General features: G+C 61.0%; 17 protein-coding genes. 7 read left to right on the top strand and 10 right to left on the bottom strand.

What is annotated here, in order from left to right; genetic code table 11:
• Positions 1-81: 81 nt before the first annotated feature.
• The gene (gene cax / locus J2Z31_RS21970; RefSeq protein WP_209604620.1) at positions 82-1,227 is read left to right on the top strand and encodes a calcium/proton exchanger; all 1,146 of its coding nucleotides are present in this window, start codon (positions 82-84) and stop codon (positions 1,225-1,227) included.
• A gap of 212 nt (positions 1,228-1,439) precedes the next feature.
• Here the strand turns inward: cax and J2Z31_RS21965 are convergent, their stop codons facing one another.
• Genes J2Z31_RS21965 through J2Z31_RS21955 form a run of 3 tightly spaced genes read right to left on the bottom strand, consistent with a single transcriptional unit; the run spans position 1,440 to position 3,820 of the window.
• The gene (locus J2Z31_RS21965) at positions 1,440-2,885 is read right to left on the bottom strand and encodes a CYTH and CHAD domain-containing protein (protein ID WP_209604618.1); all 1,446 of its coding nucleotides are present in this window, start codon (positions 2,883-2,885) and stop codon (positions 1,440-1,442) included.
• Positions 2,886-2,930: 45 nt separating this feature from the next.
• Complete coding sequence (locus J2Z31_RS21960; protein WP_234939585.1) at positions 2,931-3,569, bottom strand: helix-turn-helix domain-containing protein; 639 nt, start codon at positions 3,567-3,569, stop codon at positions 2,931-2,933.
• 2 nt (positions 3,570-3,571) lie between these two features.
• The gene (locus tag J2Z31_RS21955) at positions 3,572-3,820 is read right to left on the bottom strand and encodes a hypothetical protein (RefSeq protein WP_209604616.1); all 249 of its coding nucleotides are present in this window, start codon (positions 3,818-3,820) and stop codon (positions 3,572-3,574) included.
• A 165-nt stretch (positions 3,821-3,985) separates the two neighbouring features.
• Between J2Z31_RS21955 and J2Z31_RS21950 the strand changes: the two genes are divergently transcribed.
• Positions 3,986-5,740, top strand: coding sequence for a tetratricopeptide repeat protein (locus J2Z31_RS21950; protein WP_209604614.1), 1,755 nt, complete (start codon positions 3,986-3,988; stop codon positions 5,738-5,740).
• Positions 5,741-5,833: 93 nt separating this feature from the next.
• On the opposite strand, the gene J2Z31_RS21945 is transcribed toward J2Z31_RS21950, so the two are convergent.
• Positions 5,834-6,982 carry an AI-2E family transporter gene (locus J2Z31_RS21945; protein WP_209604611.1) on the bottom strand — a complete coding sequence of 383 codons (1,149 nt, stop codon included), beginning with the start codon at positions 6,980-6,982 and terminating at the stop codon, positions 5,834-5,836.
• Between the two features lie 206 nt (positions 6,983-7,188).
• On the opposite strand from J2Z31_RS21945, the gene J2Z31_RS21940 reads away from it, so the two are divergent.
• The 4 genes from J2Z31_RS21940 to ppk2 all read left to right on the top strand — a co-directional run bounded on the left by J2Z31_RS21940 (position 7,189) and on the right by ppk2 (position 11,527).
• Entirely contained in the window at positions 7,189-7,677 is a 489-nt protein-coding gene (locus J2Z31_RS21940) for a hypothetical protein (RefSeq protein WP_209604609.1), read from the top strand.
• A 3-nt stretch (positions 7,678-7,680) separates the two neighbouring features.
• Positions 7,681-8,910, top strand: coding sequence for an HlyD family secretion protein (locus J2Z31_RS21935; protein WP_209604608.1), 1,230 nt, complete (start codon positions 7,681-7,683; stop codon positions 8,908-8,910).
• A 15-nt stretch (positions 8,911-8,925) separates the two neighbouring features.
• Positions 8,926-10,623, top strand: coding sequence for a SulP family inorganic anion transporter (locus J2Z31_RS21930; RefSeq protein ID WP_209604607.1), 1,698 nt, complete (start codon positions 8,926-8,928; stop codon positions 10,621-10,623).
• A 67-nt stretch (positions 10,624-10,690) separates the two neighbouring features.
• Complete coding sequence (gene ppk2 / locus J2Z31_RS21925; RefSeq protein WP_209604606.1) at positions 10,691-11,527, top strand: polyphosphate kinase 2; 837 nt, start codon at positions 10,691-10,693, stop codon at positions 11,525-11,527.
• 91 nt (positions 11,528-11,618) lie between these two features.
• On the opposite strand, the gene J2Z31_RS21920 is transcribed toward ppk2, so the two are convergent.
• The 6 genes from J2Z31_RS21920 to J2Z31_RS21895 all read right to left on the bottom strand — a co-directional run bounded on the left by J2Z31_RS21920 (position 11,619) and on the right by J2Z31_RS21895 (position 18,301).
• The gene (locus J2Z31_RS21920) at positions 11,619-12,089 is read right to left on the bottom strand and encodes a histidine kinase (protein WP_209604605.1); all 471 of its coding nucleotides are present in this window, start codon (positions 12,087-12,089) and stop codon (positions 11,619-11,621) included.
• A gap of 45 nt (positions 12,090-12,134) precedes the next feature.
• Positions 12,135-12,641 (bottom strand): CYTH domain-containing protein, encoded by a 507-nt coding sequence (locus J2Z31_RS21915; RefSeq protein WP_209604604.1) that lies wholly within the window; start codon positions 12,639-12,641, stop codon positions 12,135-12,137.
• Positions 12,642-12,999: 358 nt separating this feature from the next.
• On the bottom strand, positions 13,000-13,782 hold the full coding sequence (fabI, locus tag J2Z31_RS21910) for an enoyl-ACP reductase FabI (protein WP_209604603.1): 783 nt from the start codon (positions 13,780-13,782) through the stop codon (positions 13,000-13,002).
• A 72-nt stretch (positions 13,783-13,854) separates the two neighbouring features.
• Positions 13,855-15,054: an acetate/propionate family kinase gene (locus tag J2Z31_RS21905; RefSeq protein ID WP_209604602.1), complete on the bottom strand. Its 1,200-nt coding sequence runs from the start codon at positions 15,052-15,054 to the stop codon at positions 13,855-13,857.
• A 5-nt stretch (positions 15,055-15,059) separates the two neighbouring features.
• A complete protein-coding gene (locus tag J2Z31_RS21900; RefSeq protein WP_234939584.1) occupies positions 15,060-16,025 on the bottom strand; it encodes a phosphate acetyltransferase in 966 nt (321 codons plus the stop codon).
• Positions 16,026-16,072: 47 nt separating this feature from the next.
• On the bottom strand, positions 16,073-18,301 hold the full coding sequence (locus J2Z31_RS21895) for a DUF3141 domain-containing protein (protein WP_209604600.1): 2,229 nt from the start codon (positions 18,299-18,301) through the stop codon (positions 16,073-16,075).
• A 734-nt stretch (positions 18,302-19,035) separates the two neighbouring features.
• Between J2Z31_RS21895 and J2Z31_RS21890 the strand changes: the two genes are divergently transcribed.
• Positions 19,036-20,406: a DUF3300 domain-containing protein gene (locus J2Z31_RS21890; RefSeq protein WP_209604598.1), complete on the top strand. Its 1,371-nt coding sequence runs from the start codon at positions 19,036-19,038 to the stop codon at positions 20,404-20,406.
• The last annotated feature ends 11 nt before the right edge of the window (positions 20,407-20,417 follow it).

Raw genomic sequence — 20,417 nt, 5'->3', positions numbered from 1 at the left:
AGTCGTGACGATGGTCGAGGCGATGTGCTCTACAGCGTCGCGCGTCTTTGCCAGACGCGCTCCGCCGCCGAGGACGATTCGATGCGCATTCTCGAGGAAACAAGCACCAGTGTGTTGTCGCGGTCCGCTGTCGGAACGCTACTCGCGGAGTTTCGACGAACGCCTCTTTTCGCGCTCATTGTCTTCTTGCCCGCTGTTATTCTCCTGGATCAGATTTCGCCGGAGGCGCACACCTGGCTGTTCCTGCTGTCGACTCTGGCGATAGTGCCGCTCGCGGCAATGCTGAGCCGCGCCACCGAGTCGGTGGCCGCAAAGACTGGCGATTCGGTCGGAGGCCTGCTCAACGCAACGCTTGGCAACCTCACCGAACTCGTAATTTCGCTCGCGGCCCTGCATGCCGGGCAATATCTACTGGTCAAGGCGTCGATTGCGGGGGCTATTGTCACCAATACCCTCTTCATGCTGGGCGGAGCCTTCCTCATCGGTGGGCTGAAACACCACCTGCAGGAGTTCAACAGGGTCAACGCACGTTTTCAGGCTAGTCTGTTGTTCCTGGCGACCATCGCAATCCTCGTTCCGTCACTCGTCAGCGAAGTGGAGAAGGCACCGAGCGCCGCCTTCTCCGCGCAGCTGAGTTCGGGGCTGGCAGTACTCCTGATCGTCGTCTATGCACTGGGGATGTTGTTTTCCTTGAAAACGCACCGCGAGCTCTTTGCCAGTGTAGCGCACGCCGATCACAGTGAGACATCGTGGCCGCTTTCGGTGGGCGTTGCCGTGCTGATTGTCACCACCCTCCTTGTCGCCATCGTCAGCGAGATATTCGTCGGCTCGGTGCAAGTCGCCGCGCAACATCTTGGGATGACGCCCGCTTTCGTGGGTTTCATTGTCGTGGCCCTGGTGGGTGGAGCGGCGGAGATGACCAGCGCGTTCTCGGCCGCACGCGCCAATCGTCTCGACTTGAGTGTCGGCATTGCATTGGGCAGCGCGGCGCAAATCGCTCTCTTTGTCGCGCCTGTCCTGGTGCTTCTCAGCTATTTCATAGGGCCAGAACCGATGTCACTGCAGTTTTGGCCGGGCGCGGTCGCAATGATGCTGATTGCGACAACGGCGGCAACGTTATTGTCCAACGGCGGGCACGCGGCATGGTATGCGGGCGTCATGGCGCTGGCGGTCTACGCCATCTTCGGGTTTACGCTGTTTATCCTGCCGCCCGGAACGGGACAATGAGCCATGACCAGGCCGAGCGCCAAGACGCGGATGCTTGTCCCGGGATGCTAACCAACCGAACCTACCGGCCACTAGCGCATCGGCCCGAAAATCGTGCCCGATTTTCGGAAAGCTCGATGCGCAAATTCAAAGAGTACAGCGACCTTTGCGCGTCCGAAAAGACGCGCGGCGCTGTAGCCTGCCTTTCGAAGCTGATGTGCGGCTCGCTACTTTCAGCGGCTTCGCCAGAAGACCTTGTTATCGACCAGGGTCTCGTGTGCTTCAGCCGCCCGGCGGAGGAGCTCCGCCTTGTCGTAAGCTCGGAACAGATCCTCCGTGCCAGCCATTCCCAGCAGGCCGAGCGACGATAGCATGTCGGGCGCGACCGCCAGATCGTTGAGGTCGCCGAGTCGGTCCTGAAGACCTGCCATTGCCGCGATGAAGCGGCGATGACGTTTCATTTCGATTTTTCGCCGGTAAAGGGGTTCGAAGAATTCGGCCGCGTAGCGCAGCTTCTTTGCCGCAATTCGTAACCTGTGACGCGCCGCGTCATCCTCATCGATGAGACGGTGGCCACATGACACTTTCTTCCAAAGCCGGTCGAGCGCCGTCGAGGCGAAATTCCGCGCGGATGGGCCGTGCATCGGCATGGCCCCGGCGGTCATCCAGTTGGAAATGAACTCGTCAACGTCGATCATCAGGGAACGGACGCGCGCGGACGAAAGAGTGGCTTCCAGTGCTCGATAGGCGTCGCCGCGCATCGCTTTCAGGCGCGCTGCCAGCTCTTCATCCCTCGCGCGGTCGATCAGGACGTCGATGTTGCGCGCCTGGCCTGTCTCTGCGGCAAGCCAAGCCAATTCCTCGCGGAGATGATCGAAGCGGCTGTGCTGAAACAAGGACTTGCATATGGAAAACAGCGAGCGGAGCCGTCTGAGCGCGACGCGGACCTGATGCAGGACTTCCGCGTCACGGGACCAGGACAGCGCCATTTCGTTGAGGCGAAACTGCCTGATACACACGGCGGCGGTGCGTGCAAATGCAGTGGTCGCGCTCATTTTGGACGTGAGCGGCGCCGGACTGGCCTTGACGGCGCCTTGCGCGGCGGCAAGCAGCCGGTAGCCCCGCTCCCGCTTGCTCAGGACACCGAGACGGGCGGGGGTGATCAGGTCGATTTTACGCGCGAGATCAAAGAGCGCCGCCGGCTGGCCCGCTTTCCTTTCCAGCTCGATTTCGCAAAGCGGCGCTTCGCGATCGGCGGCCACGACCTTGCCGATGTCCAGGCAAACCTCAATCTGCGCCTCGCTGGCCGTCACGTTCCAACGATGTCGTGTTACATGCACCTCGAACAGTGGCACCAGTTGCGGGCCGGCTCCCGCCAACAACGCGGCAATTTGCGGATCGTCGATAACCGGCGCATCGGCGATGAGCGGTTGCTCCCATTCCTCGCGCACGAACGAACCGGCCGCAGCGCCGTCGCTTGCTTTGACGGTCTGCATCCGCTGGTTTCCGGATCCGCGGATGCGAAACGACAACCCGCGCTTCGCGAGGTCCCATGCATTCGTGTCGAAGTAGATCGATTTCTGCTGAAGAATAGTGGGCGGCGACACGAAGGGAGCGTTTTTCAGGAGCGATCTCGCCCCCGATTGCGAAAGCTCGAGCTTGAATTCCACCTCTTGCATCAGTTTCTCCGCAAGGCACCGTGTCACGGCGACTTGCCTAACCGGCTAAAGGCAGAGCTTCTGCAACGCCTTGTAATTGACGATTTCGACGCCGCGAGTGCCTCTTAATCGTATGATATTGCCATTTTTCAACTTGGTGAGCGCGCGTGAAACGGTCTCGATCGTGAGCCCGAGGTAATCCGCAATATCGATGCGGGGCATGAACAGATCGAACTTGCAGGCGCAACCAGCGCGGTTTGACATTTCGAGAAGAAATGCGGCCACACGCTCCACCGCGCTTTGCCGGCCGATCACCAGTTGGTGTTCTTGCGCCGATGAGTAGTTTTCGAGGACAACCGGCACCAAACCCTGCCAGACATATCGGGCTCCCCGAAGGCTGATGCTCCTTATGGCGGTTGCGCCTATCGCTTCTGCCGAGGAGCGGCGAATGTCCTCGTTCTGCAGACCGAACCAATTTCCAGAAAGATGAAAATCAAGAATCTGTCGCCGTCCGTTGGCAAGCACCCGATAGACACGGACCGCGCCAAACTCCACCCGGTAGACCTGGCCAGCCGTTTCGCCGCAGGAGTAAACGCTTTGCCCGTCAACGAAGTTGCTGATCGGCATTGAGTCGACGACGCCAAGTGCGGCCGGCGTCACGAGAACAGGTTTCATTCGCCCCTGCTCGAATGCGGGCATGTTCATGGCTAGACCCCCATAGTGCGCACGAGTGCTTGCTCGATCTCCGCGGCAAGGCTCTCAACCAGGCCTTTGAACTCGGTGCGACGCTCTTCCCGAATATGCGGCGGGAGTTGATCGGCACAGGCCAGGGCGTACTCGGCGGCAGCGAAATCCTCGCACATCCCTCTGAAACTCTCGTCTTGCATCAGTCGCTCCCTGATCTGTAGCGAGTGCTCAGGAAACCTGCGCAATGCCGCCGATAGGCCGTTGCCCATTTCTCCCCCCGCCAGATCATGTGCTGATCCCATGCTCGCCACAGGGTCGAGAATGAGGATAGCTCCAATGTATAGATTGCATCTGGCCCGCGGTGGGAGGTAAAATACGGAAGCTTACGGTAGCGCGTACTGCATGCGACTCTTGCGGCCATTGGGGGCGCCGACATGACAATCGCAGTTGAGAGGCGTAGCCACCCTGGATCAGGGATACCGCCAACCGAAGCAGAGGTTCGTGCTCAACTTGCTCGCGTTCGGTCGAGTGCGGAATTCGACGCACCGGATCGCGCTCGGAAGTTCCTGACATATGTCATCGAAGAGACGGTCGCCGGCCGTGCCGACCGCATCAAGGCGTATTCCATCGCAACCGAAGTCTTCGGCAGGGATGCATCGTTCGATGCGCAGTTGGATCCGGTAGTGCGCATCGAAGCGGGCCGCGTTCGTCGCGCCCTTGAGCGCTACTATTTGGTGGCAGGCCAAGCCGACGAACTGGTGATAACGATACCCAAGGGCGGCTACGTTCCGGCGTTCGCCTGGCGTGCTCAGGCAACGACGGAAAGAGTATCTGCTACATTGCAAAGCCAAGCGCCCCAACGCCTGTTCAGACGCGGTTGGCATTCCTGGATGTGGCTCGGTGCAGCCGCGCTGATGCTGCTCGCGGGCCTGGTCTTCTTCACGCTCGATTCCGGAAAGGTGGTGGGAACTTATGTTGAGAGCGGCGACGACGGCCAGCCAGATATTCCAAAACTTCTCGTCATGCCATTTGAGGATCTATCCGGCACCCCGCAATCAAAAATGGTAACGCGAGGGTTTGCCGATGAAGTCATAGGCAAGGTTGCGAAGTTCCGTGAAATCGTCGTGCTTACGGATGCCAACGCTGCACAGTCACGCAGCGGAGGGGATAACTCGCCGCTTTACGCCCTGCGTGGAACCGTGCGGATCGAAGGCGGCCGGTTCCGTCTCGGTGTGCGCGTCATTCGCAGCGACGACGGCTCCGTCCTATGGGCAAATACGTATGATGAGAAGTTGGATGCTCTCACGATTCTTGATCTGCAAGCAAACGCCGCCGCCGCAGTTGCTACCGCCATCGCCCAGCCATACGGGATCGTGTTTCAAGCGAATGCCCCGCATGTTTCGCAGATTATTCCAGAGGACTGGGACGCATATGCCTGCACCTTGGCCTATTACGGATATCGCTCCGACCTCAATCCCAAAGGGCATTCCGCTGTCAAAGACTGTCTTGAGAAAACGACTGAGAGGTTTCCAAAATACGCAACCGCCTGGGCACTTCTGGCGCTCACCTACATCGACGAACTCCGCTTTCGATATAGCGTCGATCGGTCGCCACGCAACTCACTTGACCTGGCCATGAATGCTGCAAGGCGAGCGGTGGAATTGGACCCGCAGAATGTTCGCGGCCTTCAGGCGGAGATGCTTGCCCATTATTTCCGGGGTGAGGTGGAAACGGCGCTGACGGTGGGAGCACGCGCCCTTGCGATCAACCCCAACGACACGGAGTTATCTGCAGAATACGGCTTCCGGCTTGCCCTATCCGGAAATTGGAATCCCGGCTGCAAATTGATATCGGATGCCATTACCCAGAACCCTGGACTTCTCGGATATTTCGAAGCGGCACTGGCGGTCTGTTCCTATATGAAGGGCGACTATGCCGGTGCGGAACGATGGTCCCGGTCGGCGGACCTATCCGCCAATCCAATCTTCCACCTGATATTGCTTGCGACACTTGGGAAACTCGGCAAGGTCGAGGAGGCGCGCCGAGAACTGCATTGGTTGGAGAGCAACGCGCCCGACCTTCTCAGCGATGTCGCCCCTCAAGTAAAAGTGCGCATCCAACGCCGCGAGGACCAGCTGCATTTTATCGAAGGCCTGCGCCAGGCGGGTGTATCTATCCCTCAAAACTAGCGCGTCGGCCGGAAATGCGGACTTATCCGACAAGACGCGCGGCGCGAGGGCCCCTGCGTCTGTCAAGCCGACAATGCCTTGCCGGACGAGAGGTTACAGCCGCTCCGGCTTGCCTGCGGGGTCAAGCTCAGGACGAGTTTCCGCAACTCTCGCATCGGCTCGCATCCATACCATCAACAACTCATAGAAGACACTGAGAACGATAGGCCCCAGGAACAGGCCGATCAGCCCATGGGAGAGCGTTCCGCCGAGCACTCCGATCAATATGACGATGGTCGGCGTCGACAGCCCGCGCGCGACGAGCACAGGTTTCATGACGTTGTCGATGACGACGAGCGGCGCCAGGAGCAGCGTGAACAGTGTGGCGGCATCGGCTTCCATTCCGGCCCACGCCCAGATCACGACCGGCAACAAGACCAGGATGGGGCCGATCTGAACGATGCATAACACGAGGATCAGAAAAGCGATCACACCAGGGAAAGGAGCGTCGAAGGCGCGGAGAACCAATGCGCCCAAGAGCGCCTGCAACACGGCAACGCCGATCACACCCCGTGCCACGTTGCGGATCGTGGCTGTGGCCAGCCGCACAAAGCCTACGCCTCTGTCGCTGGCCATGCGGCGAGCTAAGCCTTGCATGATTTCCGCCAATCGCGCACCCGGCCCGAAGAGGAAGCCGGCCACGATCACCGAAACGACGAAGCTCAACAGGTCGAGGCCGATGGCGGCGATCTTGGTAAGGGCCCTGCTCGTCACCTGAAGGAGCGATGGCTCCAGCCGCTTCAGCGCATCCTCAAGGTTGCTGGCGGCCAGGCTCCAGGCGGCGTAGACGCGCTCACCGACAAGCGGCCAGCCCCGAACACTCTCTGCCGGCGTCGGCACCAGCACCGAGCCCTCGTTCAACCTGTTGAAAAGAGCCTGCGCTCCCTCGGCGAAGCTGAAAACGACAGCCGCCAACGGGCCGGCGATGATCGCGAGGCTCGCCAGCGTGATGGCAATTGCCGCCAAACGCGGCCGTTTACCGAGCGCCGTGTTCAGCGCCTGGAAAGCGGGATAGAGGGCGACGGCGAGGATTACCGCCCAAATGATGATGATTGCGAAGGGAGCAATCATCGTCAGGGACCAGTACGCAAACAACGCGACAATCCCCAGTCGCGCCGCATCCGTGATCCTGGCCTCAATGGCGGAGCGGTCGACCTTGGCAAGTTCGGAGGAGGCACTCTTGATCAGACTGTCGTCATCCATCCTTGAGCACTCCACATGACGCCTAGCCCTCTAAGCGCCACTGCTCCACGCTGCCGATGAAACTGATTGAGTTTCGCGCACTGTACGGCCGGCTACACGCGAGCCCCAGTAAAATACCGTAGCATACAACACTCCGACGGATTTCTTCTGGTAACGTATGAAGGGAAGCCGCAGGTCTGTCTGCCGCTCATTTGAGGTACTCGGAGATGGCAGAGTCATTGCACCCGGCCGCAGTTGCCCATCTGCCGGCTTTTATCACGGCTCCGGGGGAGTCGGACGTTCTGATGAACGTGATGATCATCTTCGTGCTGCTTATCGTCTTGCTTGTCGGTGTTCTCTACCTGCGCCTGCACGCACTGCCGGAGCATCTGGCGCACGGCGCCAGCAAGGTTCAGCTCCAGCTGGTTGCGGTGCTGTCGCTGATCGCGCTCTTCACCCACAACCACCTTTTCTGGATCGGCGCGCTGCTGCTGGCGCTGATCGAGTTTCCGGATTTTACCACTCCCGTCAGTTCGATGGCCGAGTCGCTCCGCAGAATTGCCGATCGAGACGAATGGCGCGAGACGCCGATCGAAACCGCGCCGACGGAGGTTCACGTCGCACCGACCAAGCCCCATCCAGTGCACGCCGGGCCGCAACTGGCACCCGTAGAACCAGAGCCGACCGGCAACGGTCTGTCAGAGCGGAGGGGCTGAGCCATGCTGGAATTCATGATCTGCTCGATGCTGACGATCTTTCCGGACTTCCTCTTCCGCCGCTATGTCCAGGGCAAGAGGATCGGGCGGGAGATCAATCTCTATTCGATGTGGTTCGAGCTCAGATGGGGCATCACCGCCTGCGTAATCCTCACGCTGTCGCTGATCACACTGATTTTCTACTTCCACCCTTCGACGAAGACCGTCACGGCCGCATTCCGCACGGTCACAATCCTGCCGGAGGCAACCGGACGGGTGGCCGAAGTATTCGTCGGCATGAACGACAAGGTTGCCGCCGGAGCCCCCCTCTTTCGGCTGGACGACGCGGAGCAGCGGGCGGCGCTCGAGACCGCCCGCCGCCGCGTGGCGGAGATCGATGCCGAAATGACGGTCGCGCAAACCGAACTGGCTGCCGCGGATGGCCTGATCACACAAGCCGACGGTGCCTACCGGCAGGCCGTCGACGAGCTCGAAACACAGGTCGAACTCAATCGCCTCAACCCCAATGTGGTGGCAAGGCGCGAGATAGAGCGACGCCAGGTGGCGGTCGACGGCCGCAAAGGCGCACTGGACGCTGCCGTCTCGAACAAGCAAACGCTCGAGACGAAGATCGCCTCCCTGCTGCCGGCGCAGAAGGCGAGCGCCCAGGCGGCACTTTCCCAGGCGCAGGTCGAGCTCGACAAGACGGTCGTACGTGCCGGCACCGCCGGCATGGTCCAGCAATTCACGCTGAGGGCCGGCGACATCGTCAATCCGATGATCCGTACGGCCGGCATCCTGGTGCCGGATGATCGCCGCATCGGTCTGGTCGCCGGCTTCGGCCAGATTGAGGCCCAGGTGTTGAAGCCAGGCATGATCGCCGAGGCGACCTGCGTCGGCAAGCCATTCGCCGTCATTCCGATGGTCGTCACGGAGGTGCAGGAGGTGATTGCCACCGGTCAGATTCGCCCGACCGATCAGCTCGCCGACGCGCAGCAGATGGTGCGGCCTGGAACATTGACCACTTTTCTCGAGCCGCTCTTCGAGGGGCAATTCACCGGCATTCCACCCGGGAGCAGTTGCATCGCCAACGCCTATACCAGCAACCATGACGAACTGCATTCCCCCGACATCAGCACGCCGCGCTGGCTGTACCTGCACATGGTGGATGCGGTGGGGCTGGTGCACGCCATGATCCTCAGGCTGCAGGCGCTGCTCTTGCCGGTGCAGACGCTTGTGCTGACGGGCCACTGAACTGGAGGGCTGCGGGTGTCTCCGACCATCCTTCGCCTTCCACTTCTCTCCGGCCTCGTTGACTATGACGCGAACGCATTGCGCAGCGATGTTTCCGCCGGCTTGTCAATCGCCGCGGTCGGCCTGCCGAGCGCGATCGCCTATCCGGCAATCGCCGGTCTTCCGGCAGAGACCGGAATTTACGCGAGCATCGCGCCACTGGTCGCCTACGCGCTTTTTGGTCCCTCGCGGAGACTCATAGTCGGACCGGATGCGGCCACGATGACCGTACTTGCTGCTGTCTTGGCCACGGTTCTCGCCACGCCGGGCGTGACGACCGACCGAGTCGCCGTCGCCGCACTCCTGGCACTGATAGTCGGTGCGCTGTGTCTTGTTGCGCGGCTGGTCCGCCTCGGCGTGCTTGCGACCTTTCTGTCGCGGCCCATTCTGACTGGCTTCTTCGCCGGGATCTCGCTTTCCATACTGATCGGCCAGATCAAACGCTTCACCGGAGTCGATATCGAGGCGGAGGGCCTTATTGGGCCCGTGCTCGAACTTGCGCGGGAGGCCGCGTCGATCCACTGGCCATCGCTGTTGCTCGCACTCGGCTGCTTTGCGCTGCTGCAGGTGGCCCGGGCACTGGACTCTCCTATTCCCGGCCCGGTGATCGTCGTCCTCCTGTCCGTACTGCTTTCATTCTTCTTCGACTTCGAGGGGCTCGGGATCGCCATCGTCGGCAATATCCCCGAGGGACTGCCGACTATGTCACTGCCTCAGATCGGCGACCTGCCCTTCGACACGTTGCTGGTCGGCGGTGCCGCCATTTTTCTGGTCAGCTTTGGCGCCGGTATCATAACCGCCCGCAGCTTTGGGGCTCTCGGCGGCTATCAAGTCGAGCCCAACCGCGAACTCTCCGGCTTCGGCGCTGCGAATATCGCTGCCGGTCTCTTCGGAACGTTCCCGGTCACAGCCTCGGACTCGCGCACAGCGGTGAACTTCGCCGTTGGCGGCCGCTCGCAAATCGCGGGCCTGGTCGCGGCAGCAACGCTTATGGCAGTGCTGCTGTTTTTAGGAGGAGTTCTCCGTATCCTGCCGATCCCTGCGCTTGGCGCGAAATTGGCGGCCACGGCGCTCAGTCTGATCGACTTGCGGGCATTGAGGCAGATCTGGCGCGTCAGTCGGATGGAGTTCGTCTTTGCGTTGATCGCGATGTGGGGACCGATCGGACTCGGCGTTCTCAACGGCGTCGTGATCGCCATTGCCGCGACGCTGGTCTACCTTCTTCGCAAGAGCATGTATCCGCATGGCGCGCTGCTTGGCCGCATTCCCGGCCGCGACGGCTTCTACAAGCTTCATCGCGAGCCGGGAGCGCGCCCGGTGCCGGGTTTTGGGGCCTGCATGATCCAGGGCAGCCTTCTTTTCTTCAATACCGACTACGTAGAGGCGCGCCTGCTTAACATAGCCAAGGCGCTTCCGGCGGGTACGCGTTGGCTGGTCATAGATGCGAGCGCGATCCCGCAAATCGATAGCACCGCGACAGCAATGCTCGCGGAAGTTTGCGCGAAGTTGAAGAAGAGCGGTATCGCGCTCGGTCTAGCTGAGCTGCACGGGGATGCTCGCGCCATGCTCCATCGAGCCGGCGTCATCGACAAAATCGGTGCCGACATGGTCTTCTCCGGCATGGAGGACGCGCTCGACGAATTCGAGAATCGGTCCGAAAGCCCGGCCGAATAGAGCGCGTCGAGGCTATCGTACCAACTGGGGGCAGGACCGACCACCGCGCACGGAGGGAGCAAGAGCCATGGTCAAGAATGGTAAGGACAAGGATCGCAAGAACAAGGGCAAGGATGCTATTCCGGGCAGTGTCGCACCAAGCGGCGACTATGCGAAGCAACTCGCTCGATTGCAGGTAGAGATTGCCCACTTGCAGGCATGGGTGAAGAAATCCGGGGCACGCGTCGTCATCATTTTCGAAGGGCGCGATGCGGCGGGAAAGGGTGGCGTGATCAAGCGGATCACCGAGCGGGTCAGCCCCCGCGTTTTTCGCGTTGTGGCACTACCGGCGCCGACGGACCGTGAAAAGAGCCAGATCTATATGCAGCGCTACATCCCGTATCTGCCGGCCGCAGGCGAGGTCGTGATATTCGACCGTTCCTGGTACAATCGCCCGGGAGTCGAGCGGGTGATGGGCTTCTGCACCGAGGCGCAGGCGAAGCGGTTCCTGGAACTGGCACCGCGCTTTGAAGCGGCGATCGTCGAAAGCGGCATAATCCTGCTCAAATACTTTCTCGATGTCAGCGAGGAGGAACAGGAGCGTCGCTTCCGGCAGCGGATCGGGGACCCGCTGCGTCAGTGGAAGCTCAGCCCGATGGACGTTGAGTCCTATCGTCGCTGGTGGGACTACTCCCGCGCCTATGACGAGATGATCCGAATGACCGACACCGAGTATGCTCCCTGGTGGATCGTCCTCTCCGACGACAAGAAGCAGGCCCGCATCAACTGCATCTCACACATCTTGAACTCGATCCCCTACGAATGCGTGAAATTCGAAGAACCCGACCTCGGCAAGCGCCAGAAACGTCCCGACAACTATGCCGAGGTCATGCACGCTCGCCGACTGGTGCCATCCGTCTACTGACCCGACAAACGGCGCGCCCGTTTTCCGGGACGCGCCCTCCATACCATGGGCGTCAAGCTGTTCCTTCGAGCGGACCGGAACGGCAGGCCGTTCACACGTCATCCGGTGCCCAATTCAAGAAAAAGCCCACATCTCCGGGCATGCCGCCGGGGAAGTTGATGATCATCGCCTTCAGCTTGTAGCCCTGGGGCTTGCCGAAGGTCTGGTAACGTTCGAAGAACTCCTTCGCCTTGCCCTGGAGGGTCCTCGGCCAGTCCCGGTCGCCGCTGTTTATCGCCCGGCCGCTATCGGTGCACAGATCGGATGGGAAACTGTAGACCATCGCCTCGAACTTGCCGTCCCTGACCGCGTTCGTCACCAGACGGCGCACCATGGCGATCTCTTCTTCAGTAACACGCTTCTCCAGGAATTCGGCAGCGAAGTCGGCGAGTTTCTGCTCCTGGATCGTCTTGAGCTTTCGCTCCTTCTCCATTTCCTGCATCTCCCGCTGCAGGAGTTGCATGCGGAGCTCTTTTGCGCTTGGGGGTGTCGCATTCTTATTCAGGTCTTTCTGTTCCGGCATCGTTCTTGCTCCCACTTAAAATCGGCCTTGTGCCGTGGCTGTCCTTTACTTAACGAATGGCACCACAGGACTTAGATCCACACGGCCGCTCTCAAGACGGCGCGCGCCCATCGCCAGCACTCGATTCGAACACAATCGGTTGCCCGTTATCTCCGGCCCCACCCAGACTGGCTGCGGTGGATCGTCGCCTGCCCTACGGAGCTCGACCTCAGCCACGACAAGACCGTTGTGTGCGCCCGCATAGACATCGATTTCCCAGCGGTGGCCCTTATAATCGACCTCGTAACGAGTCTTCTCGATGGTCCCGAGAGCGTGCTCGAACATGTCCACAGCGTCAGCGTAAGGGATCGAGTACTCGTACTCTTCACGTTGCGCGGGGCTGGTTCGGATCTTGACGGTCAGCGTTGCCTGTGCCGCGTTTATGAGCCTGACGCGAACCACTCGGTTCTTCGTACTTACGATGTAAGCTTGTTGAAGCTCACAGACCTTCGACGCGTGCTTCCGCCAACGATCATCCAGGACATGAAACTTTCGCTCGATCTCCGCGGTCATTTCTACCTCAAGCAGATCTTCAGGCGAGGCGGCGGTCCGCGGTGCCGCCCCCCTTGGCCCAGCTTCTGAGCCGGCTGAGCCTGCTTTCGGCGAGAGTTTCTGTCGCGACCTTCCGTCGCCTGACCCCGCCTGAAGATCTTCAGTTCCGGCACTTGCGGCCTAGTGCGATACACCTGAACAACTTTAGAAACAGCGAGCAGAACTGTCATTGATTTGAGACAAACGCGGCTCTTTTGCATACCCTGCGCACTTGCGCGTCCGCAGCTGAAAAGCAATGCGCAAACGCTCAGGGACCAGACGACTGCAGTCTCCGGAAGGCAGACTTTGCAGTCCGGCTCAAGGGTGTGTAATCCACGCTTCAGTCGATGATGTGATAGCCTCCGTCGATATAGAGGGTTTCGCCGGTGATCAGCTTGGCTGCGTCGGTCGCGAGAAACGCCACGGCCGCTCCGACATCGTCGATGGATACCAGACTGCGTGCCGGTGCCTTGGACTGAGCCTTGTCGAGAAGCTCGTCGAATTCGGCAATGCCGGAGGCTGCTCTCGTCTGCAGGGGACCCGGTGAGATGGCGTGCACCCGGATGCCCTGGGGACCGAGCTCTGCCGCGAGGTAGCGCGTGGCACTTTCCAGGGCCGCCTTCACCGGCCCCATGAGGTTGTAGTGCTCGACGACCATTTGCGAGCCGTAATAGGTCATCGTAAAGAGCGTTCCGCCTTCGCTCATCAGAGGCTCGGCGAGCTTCGCCATGCGGATGAATGACCAGCAGGATATCTCCATGGCCTGCAGGAAGCCGCCCTTCGAACAATCGACCACACGACCGTGCAGATCTTCTCTGGGGGCGAAGGCGATGGAGTGCAGCACGAAGTCAAGCTGGCCCCATTGGGCGGCAATTTCATCGAAGACCGCGGCGAGTTGACCTTCGACCCCCAAGTCGAGCGGCAGCATCATCGTTACACCGACTTCCCGTGCGAGCGGCTCGACGTATGACTTCGTTTTCTCGTTGAGATAGGTCACCGCGAGTTCCGCCCCAAGAGACCGAAATGCCTTGGAGCAGCCCCATGCGATGGATTGGTCGTTGGCGATGCCTGTCACGAGGCCGCGCCGGCCCTCGAGCGAAACGGAACGTGAATTAAACGACATTGGGGCTTCTCCTCGCAAACAATCGGACCACGCTGGTTTTCACGAAAGGCGCCTGAGCGATCGCGGCCGGTGTCAGTGACTGTCTGAGCGCCTGGTCTGGCTGAGGACCGCGAGCGTATGGCGGGCGATCATTTGTTCCTCGTCCGTGGGTATGGTGAGCACGGTAACGCGGCTCCGGGCGCTCGAAATGCGCAGCCCGCCCTGCCCGTTCGCAACCGGATCGACGTCAAGACCCAGCCACGCCAGCCGCTCCATAATCGCTAGCCGGATCGCCGGCGCATTCTCGCCAACTCCCGCGGTGAAGACAAAGCCATCAAGCCCGCCCATGGCCGCGGTGAGCGCGCCGGCGGCCATTGCGACGCGATAGGCAAAATACTCGAGCGCAAGCCTGGCGCGCTCGTCGGAACTGGCGAGCAGTTCGCGCACGTCGCTGCTGATGCCGGAAAGGCCCTTCAGACCGCACTCGTGGTAAAGCAGATGCTCGACGGCTTTGACGTCCATATGCTTCTCGGCCAGCATGTAGAGGACGATGCCAGCATCGAGCTGTCCGGGACGGGTGCCCATCGGCAAGCCATCAAGGGCGGTGAAACCCATCGTGCTCTCGACACTGCGACCGCCGACCATTGCGCACATGGAGCAGCCGCTGCCGAGATGGGCGACAATGACCCTCCCCTTCTGCAGATCGGGCTCAAGCTCCCTCAACCGGCCTGCAATATATTCGTAGGATAGGCCGTGGAAACCGTAGCGCCGCACACCTTCGCGATAGAACGGTTCGGGGATCGCAAAGCGATCGGCGATTTCCGAGTGGCTGCGGTGGAACGCGGTGTCGAAGCACGCAACCTGGAGCAGATCCGGCCGCTGTCGGCGAATAGAACGGATGGGCGCCAGATTGTTGGGTTGATGGAGTGGGGCCAGAGGTATGAATTTCTCCAAACTTGTGAGCACCTGGTCATCGACGACTGTCGGTTGGCTGTAGAGCGGTCCGCCGTGCACCACCCGGTGCCCGACCGTCGTCGGCGGTGTGCCGACATGGCCTATGAGCCAGGCACCGACGATATCCTGCGCAGCTGCCAGGTCCTTGACCTCGCCCGGGGGAAATGCGTTCTCAGCGACGACTTGCCCCCGCGCATCGTGGACCAACAAACGGGGTCTGGTGCCGATCCCCTGGAGTTGGCCCTTCAACAGGCGCCCGAGCGTGTCGCCTTCATCGATCGAGAAGAGCTGGAATTTGAGGCTCGAACTGCCTGCGTTCACGACCAGGATGCTATCCATGCCCGTTACTCCGCGGGGACGGCGAGTGTTTGGCGCCTGGCTGCGGCATAGAGCACCGCCACCGCACAGGAGGCCATCCTTGTGCGTAGGTTGTCCGCTCGCGATGTGAGGATGACCGGTACCCTGGCGCCCAGGACAATGCCGGCGGCATCGGCATTGGCGAGAAAAGTAAGGTTTTTGGCGAGCATGTTGCCGGCTTCGAGATCGGGCGCGACGAGAATCTGGGCCCGCCCGGCTACCAGGGACCGAATACCCTTGATCCGAGCGGCCTCCTCGCTGATCGCATTGTCGAGCGCCAGCGGACCATCGAGAATGCCCCCCGTGATCTGGCCGCGATCGGCCATCTTGCAGAGGCACGCAGCGTCGGTCGTTCCCGGGATCTTTGTCGTGACCGTCTCCACCGCCGAGAGTATGGCGACGCGAGGTTCGCCGAGACCGAGGCCGACGTGCAGGTCGATTGCGTTTTGCACGATGTCGCGCTTGGCCTCGAGGTCCGGAAAGATGTTGACCGCCGCGTCGGTGATGAACAGCGGCTCGGAATAGGTCGGCACATCCATGATGAAGACGTGGCTGATCCGCCTTTGCGTCCTCAGACCGGTGTCCTTGGCAGTGACTGACCGCAGCAGTTCGTCCGAATGGAGGCTGCCCTTCATGATGAGTTCCGCCTTACCCGCGCGAACAAGCGCAACAGCCTCGGCCGCTGCCGCGTCACTGTGCGGCGCATCGACAACCTCGTAACCTTGGAGGTCGATTCCGCAGCCCTCGGCCACGGCACGGATTTTCGTGGACGGACCAACGAGGATCGGATCGATCATGCCTTCGCGCGCGGCATCGACCACACCCAACAACGAACTCTCGTCACAAGGGTGGGCAACCGCTGTGGGGATCGGTCCCACGCCTCGGGTCCGGTCGATCAGGCGCTGATATTTGACATGCGGCCGATCTGCTTCTGACGGGCTCATCAAGGGCATCGCCGTTCTCCTTTGCCTTCACCTATCGCCTGCTCCATCTCGTAGCTTCACGAGGTGCGGCGCCGTGCTTGCGCCGAAGGCCCCCTTACGATCGCCGGCTTTGCCGTACCGCCGGTGAAGATCGTCGCGACACGGTCCAGGCGGGCCTGAACCTCCTCGTTCATTTCCCCGGTGCTCTCGATGACTTCCTGCACTGCCGCCAGCGCCGCTGCGCGCTCCTCAGTGCCCTCCGGCAGCATGGAGGGGAGCGCCGCGAGCGCCGCCGGCTCGTCAATGAGGAGCATCAGCGACTGCTCCCTGAGAACCCGTTTGAATTCCTGAAGTGAAAAACCGTCCTTGTGGCGCGCCCGGATGCGCCGCAGCACCGCCAACTGGCGCTCGTCCATGCCATGGCCGCGGCCGACATAGACCAGCGCCCGAATGCTCGCCTCGCGCAGCCCGCCTTCGCTCATGCGGGCCCTGAGTTCGGCTATCCGGGCGCGGATGAAGGCCAAAGTCGCGGGCTGTTCACCGGGGTGGCGCCGTGGAGGTTCGTCGCTCGCCCGAAGTCCCACGGCAGCCTGCAGCAAGGGAGAACCGTAGACGGCGAGGAAAAGCTGTTCCTCGGACTGGTCGCGCCAGGCGCGCCAGACGTCAAGGGTTGTTTCGATTTGCTTGGACATGAAATCCTGTAACGCAACGAACGCGTTATCCGGACTGACGGGCTGACGCTCCTCGCGGACTTGGTCCGCCATCATCGCGATTGGCGCCATGAACGGATTGCTGTCCGAGAACATCTCGAAGGGCAGTCGCGCCGGATGCAGACGGGCGAGCAACGAAGCGGCATGATCGCTGGCTATCGCCTTTATGAACGGCTGCGCGAAGGTGCGATAGAGGCCGAGGTTGATCTCGGAGACCCGCCGCGCCGTGGCGAAGCGAAGTTCGTCGTCCGGGTCATTCCCGCCCATCTCCCGCAGATCATCGAAGCTGCGCGGCTCGAAACGGGCGATCCACTCGCCCAGGACGAGGTCCGGTGCGGCGGTCTCGCTCGAGCGCGGGATCAAGACGGCTTCGTAGAGCCCCGGCGGCAGGGTGTCGATCAGATCGATGTTGCTCGCGAATTCGGCATGCTCTTTGGTCGCCACCTTGCCCGAGACGAAGATACCGAGGTGACCGATCGTCTCGTGCATCGCGTAGATGATCGTCTGTCCGTGTGCACGGATATCGTCGACGCTCCGGTAGAGATCAAGAATCCACCCCAGCGCCTGCTGCGGCGGCGTAATATTGTCGCCCTTGGAGCAGAAGCAGAGGATCGGCGACGTGATGTTGCGCATATCGATGTGCACGCCGTCCGAGGTGACGATCTCCGCCGTCGCCAGCCGGTTGCCGACGAACAACTCGTCCACGATGAACTGCATCTCCTCGGCATTGAGATTGACGTGTCCGCCCCACCAGCGTTCGAACTCCAGATAGCGCGCAGCTTCGGTATCCACATGTGACCAGACGTTGTATTGCTTGCTCCAGAGCGTGTTCGCCGGGTTCAGACCTTCGAAATTCGTGACCAACCAGGCCCCGTCGAACTTGCCGCCGCCTATGTCGCCGGTGAGCGCCGTGAGCCAGCTGCCGCCGAGCAACCCACCCGTATATCGCATCGGGTTCGCACCTTTGACGCCGGCCCAGTAGGAAAGCGGGGATCCGGCCACGATGACAGCTCCGAACAGTTCAGGCCGCGTAGAGGCGAGCATCATCACCGCCCATCCAGCTTGGCAATTGCCGATCACGCAGGGTCTGCTGTCTGCCTCAGGGTGGAGTTCAATCACTCTTTCGAGGAATGCGGCTTGTGCCCGCATGATGTCCTCGATCGTCTGCCCTGGCACCGGATCCGGGAGAAAACCGATGAAGTAACAGGGATGTCCCGCTTGCAGCGCGGCACCTATCTCGCTGTCGGCCTTGAAGCCCCCGATCCCAGGCCCGTGCCCGGCGCGAGGGTCGACAACCACGAAAGGGCGCTTGCGCGGATCGACTTCGATATCCGCCGGCGGGACGATCCGCACCAGGCCGTAGTTGACCGGGCGCGGCAACGCCCGTCCGCTCAATACGAGCTCTACATCGAAACGCAAAACATGTGGCGCGGAGCTCAAATTGTGCTCGGCATATTGGTTGGCCCGGCGGCGCAGAACGTCACAGAAGAGAACCGTGCGCTGCCACGCATCCATTGCGTATTGCCATGATTCTTGCCACGGCGGATCCTGCCAAAGTCCGGTGTTTGCCCCAGGCTGTTTCGTAGCGTCTTCCATGACCGTCTCCTGTGTCTGTTCACCGCATGTTTTGCGGATCTCGATCGGACCAACGACTGATCGTCAGATGCCTCAGGATAGATGCTCAGCAGCTTGCAATATGTGCGAGACCTTTACTCAGACCTTACGTGAAGCGTCAGACGATGACGCCCCGTGGCGAAGACGAAATCCTCACACCGCACGCTTGCGCGACGGCCGCTCCACGAAACAACAAAACCGGTTCGATGAAATTGCGCGGGATCAATGTGCGACCGTAAGATACTCGATCATACAGGGCGCGGACCGTACGTGCGGCCATCTCGCCATTGGGGTGTTGCCCTGTTCGCCACGCGATCCATGCGCAATCTCACTGGAGTCTTTGCGTGGTCGATGCCCCCCGCCGAGCAGCAATCCGTCGGCGGGGCGTCTGTTCAACGATAGCGGAACTTCTCTTGCATTTGATTACAGTCAACGACGCGGAGGTTCGAACCGGGTAAGCTTGTCTTTGTTCAAAGGTAATAAACGCGGGTAGGATGGATGAACAGTGCAGTTTTTCCGCCGCGCATTCTTCCGGGAATCTCATCGTCTCTTGTAGGTTCGTCCGGGATATTCTTGGAAGAGTACTAGGCTCGGCATCGTCACATCCATGGAATGGCGTGCCTTGGCAAGGCAGCAATCCATCGATGTCAGCTAATGATCGCCAGGCGGGGCGTCGGCCTATGGAGATGGGCCCGAGCGCCCCGGGGGATTAAGGGATGATCAGAAATACGGCAATTGCTCTACTTGGCGGCGCGGTGGCGGTCATGCTGGCAATGCAGACCCCCGGCGCCCTTGCGCAGGAGAAAACATCGGCAACGACAGAAGCGCCGACGGCCACGCCTGAACCGCTCAGCGACGAGGAACTGGAGGTTCTGGTGGCGCGGATCGCGCTTTACCCCGATGAATTGATTGCACTCGTCTCAGCTGCCTCGCTCTACCCTCTGCAGATCGTCGAAGCGGAGCGGTTTCTTCAGGCACGCGCGAAGAAGACGGATCTGAAGCCGAAGGAAAGCTGGGACGGCAGCGTGATTTCGCTGTTGAACTATCCCGAGATCGTCAAGATGATGAGCGAGGATCTCGAATGGACGCAGAGCTTTGGCGAGGCGATCGCCAATCAGCAGAAAGATGTGCTGATCGCGATTCAGCAATTGCGCGACGAGGCGGTTGCCAAGGACATCATCGAGACGGACGACAAGATCAAGGTGGTCGAGGAGGGTGACAATATCATCATCCAGCCGGCGAACCCGGAGACGATCTATGTCCCGCAATATCCTCCGGAAATGCTTTATGAACCGGACTACGCGCCGGCGCCCATCGACTATTATGACGAAGCCTATCCCGCCTACTGGTATCCGGGGGCGGCCTTTTTCGCCGGCGCCGTAACCGGCGCGATCTTCGGTGCCATTATCGACTGGGACGACTGGGGGGTGTGGGGCGGCCGCTGGGACGGCGACATCGATGTCGACTGCAACAAATGCTTCAACAACGTGGATTTCGACGGCAAGCTGAAGTTGAATGACATCGATTGGAAGAATGTCGATCGCAGCAAGCTCAAGTTCGATCGCGACCAGCTCCAGAAATTCGACCGGACGAACATAAAGAACAGCATCAAGGCCAACGGCGACAACAATATCCGCAACCGTGCCGCCGCGATCAACCGCGACCGTCCACAGACGCGCCTTGGAAACGGTGCCGGCCAGATCTCGGATGTGCGCAAGAGCACGCTCGATGGTTTAAAAGCTCAGGCGCGGCCGAACGCGAAGCCCACAGGACGGCAAGCGGTGGCGAAGGCGAAAGCCGGAGGATCGAAGCAGAGCCTCAACCGCCCCAAGGGCAAGAAGTCTTCGAAGGCGAGCCGGCCGGCCGGCAAGAAAAAGATGGCCTCCAAAGCGCAGAACCGGCCGAGGAAACCGTCGGGCCTCGGCAACGTCAATTCGGGACGCCGGGAAGTGGCGTCATCGCGGCGCGGCGGCCACAGCATGGGCGGCGGCCATCGCGGCGGCGGGCGGCCGCACGTGAGCCGCGGCGGCGGTAGACCGTCGATGGGACGCGGCGGCGGTGGCCGCGGCGGTGGGCGCAGACGCTGACAAGGAGGGAG

Source organism: Sinorhizobium kostiense, from assembly GCF_017874595.1.
Lineage (GTDB): Bacteria > Pseudomonadota > Alphaproteobacteria > Rhizobiales > Rhizobiaceae > Sinorhizobium > Sinorhizobium kostiense.
This window is presented reverse-complemented; position numbering and strand designations above follow the sequence as displayed.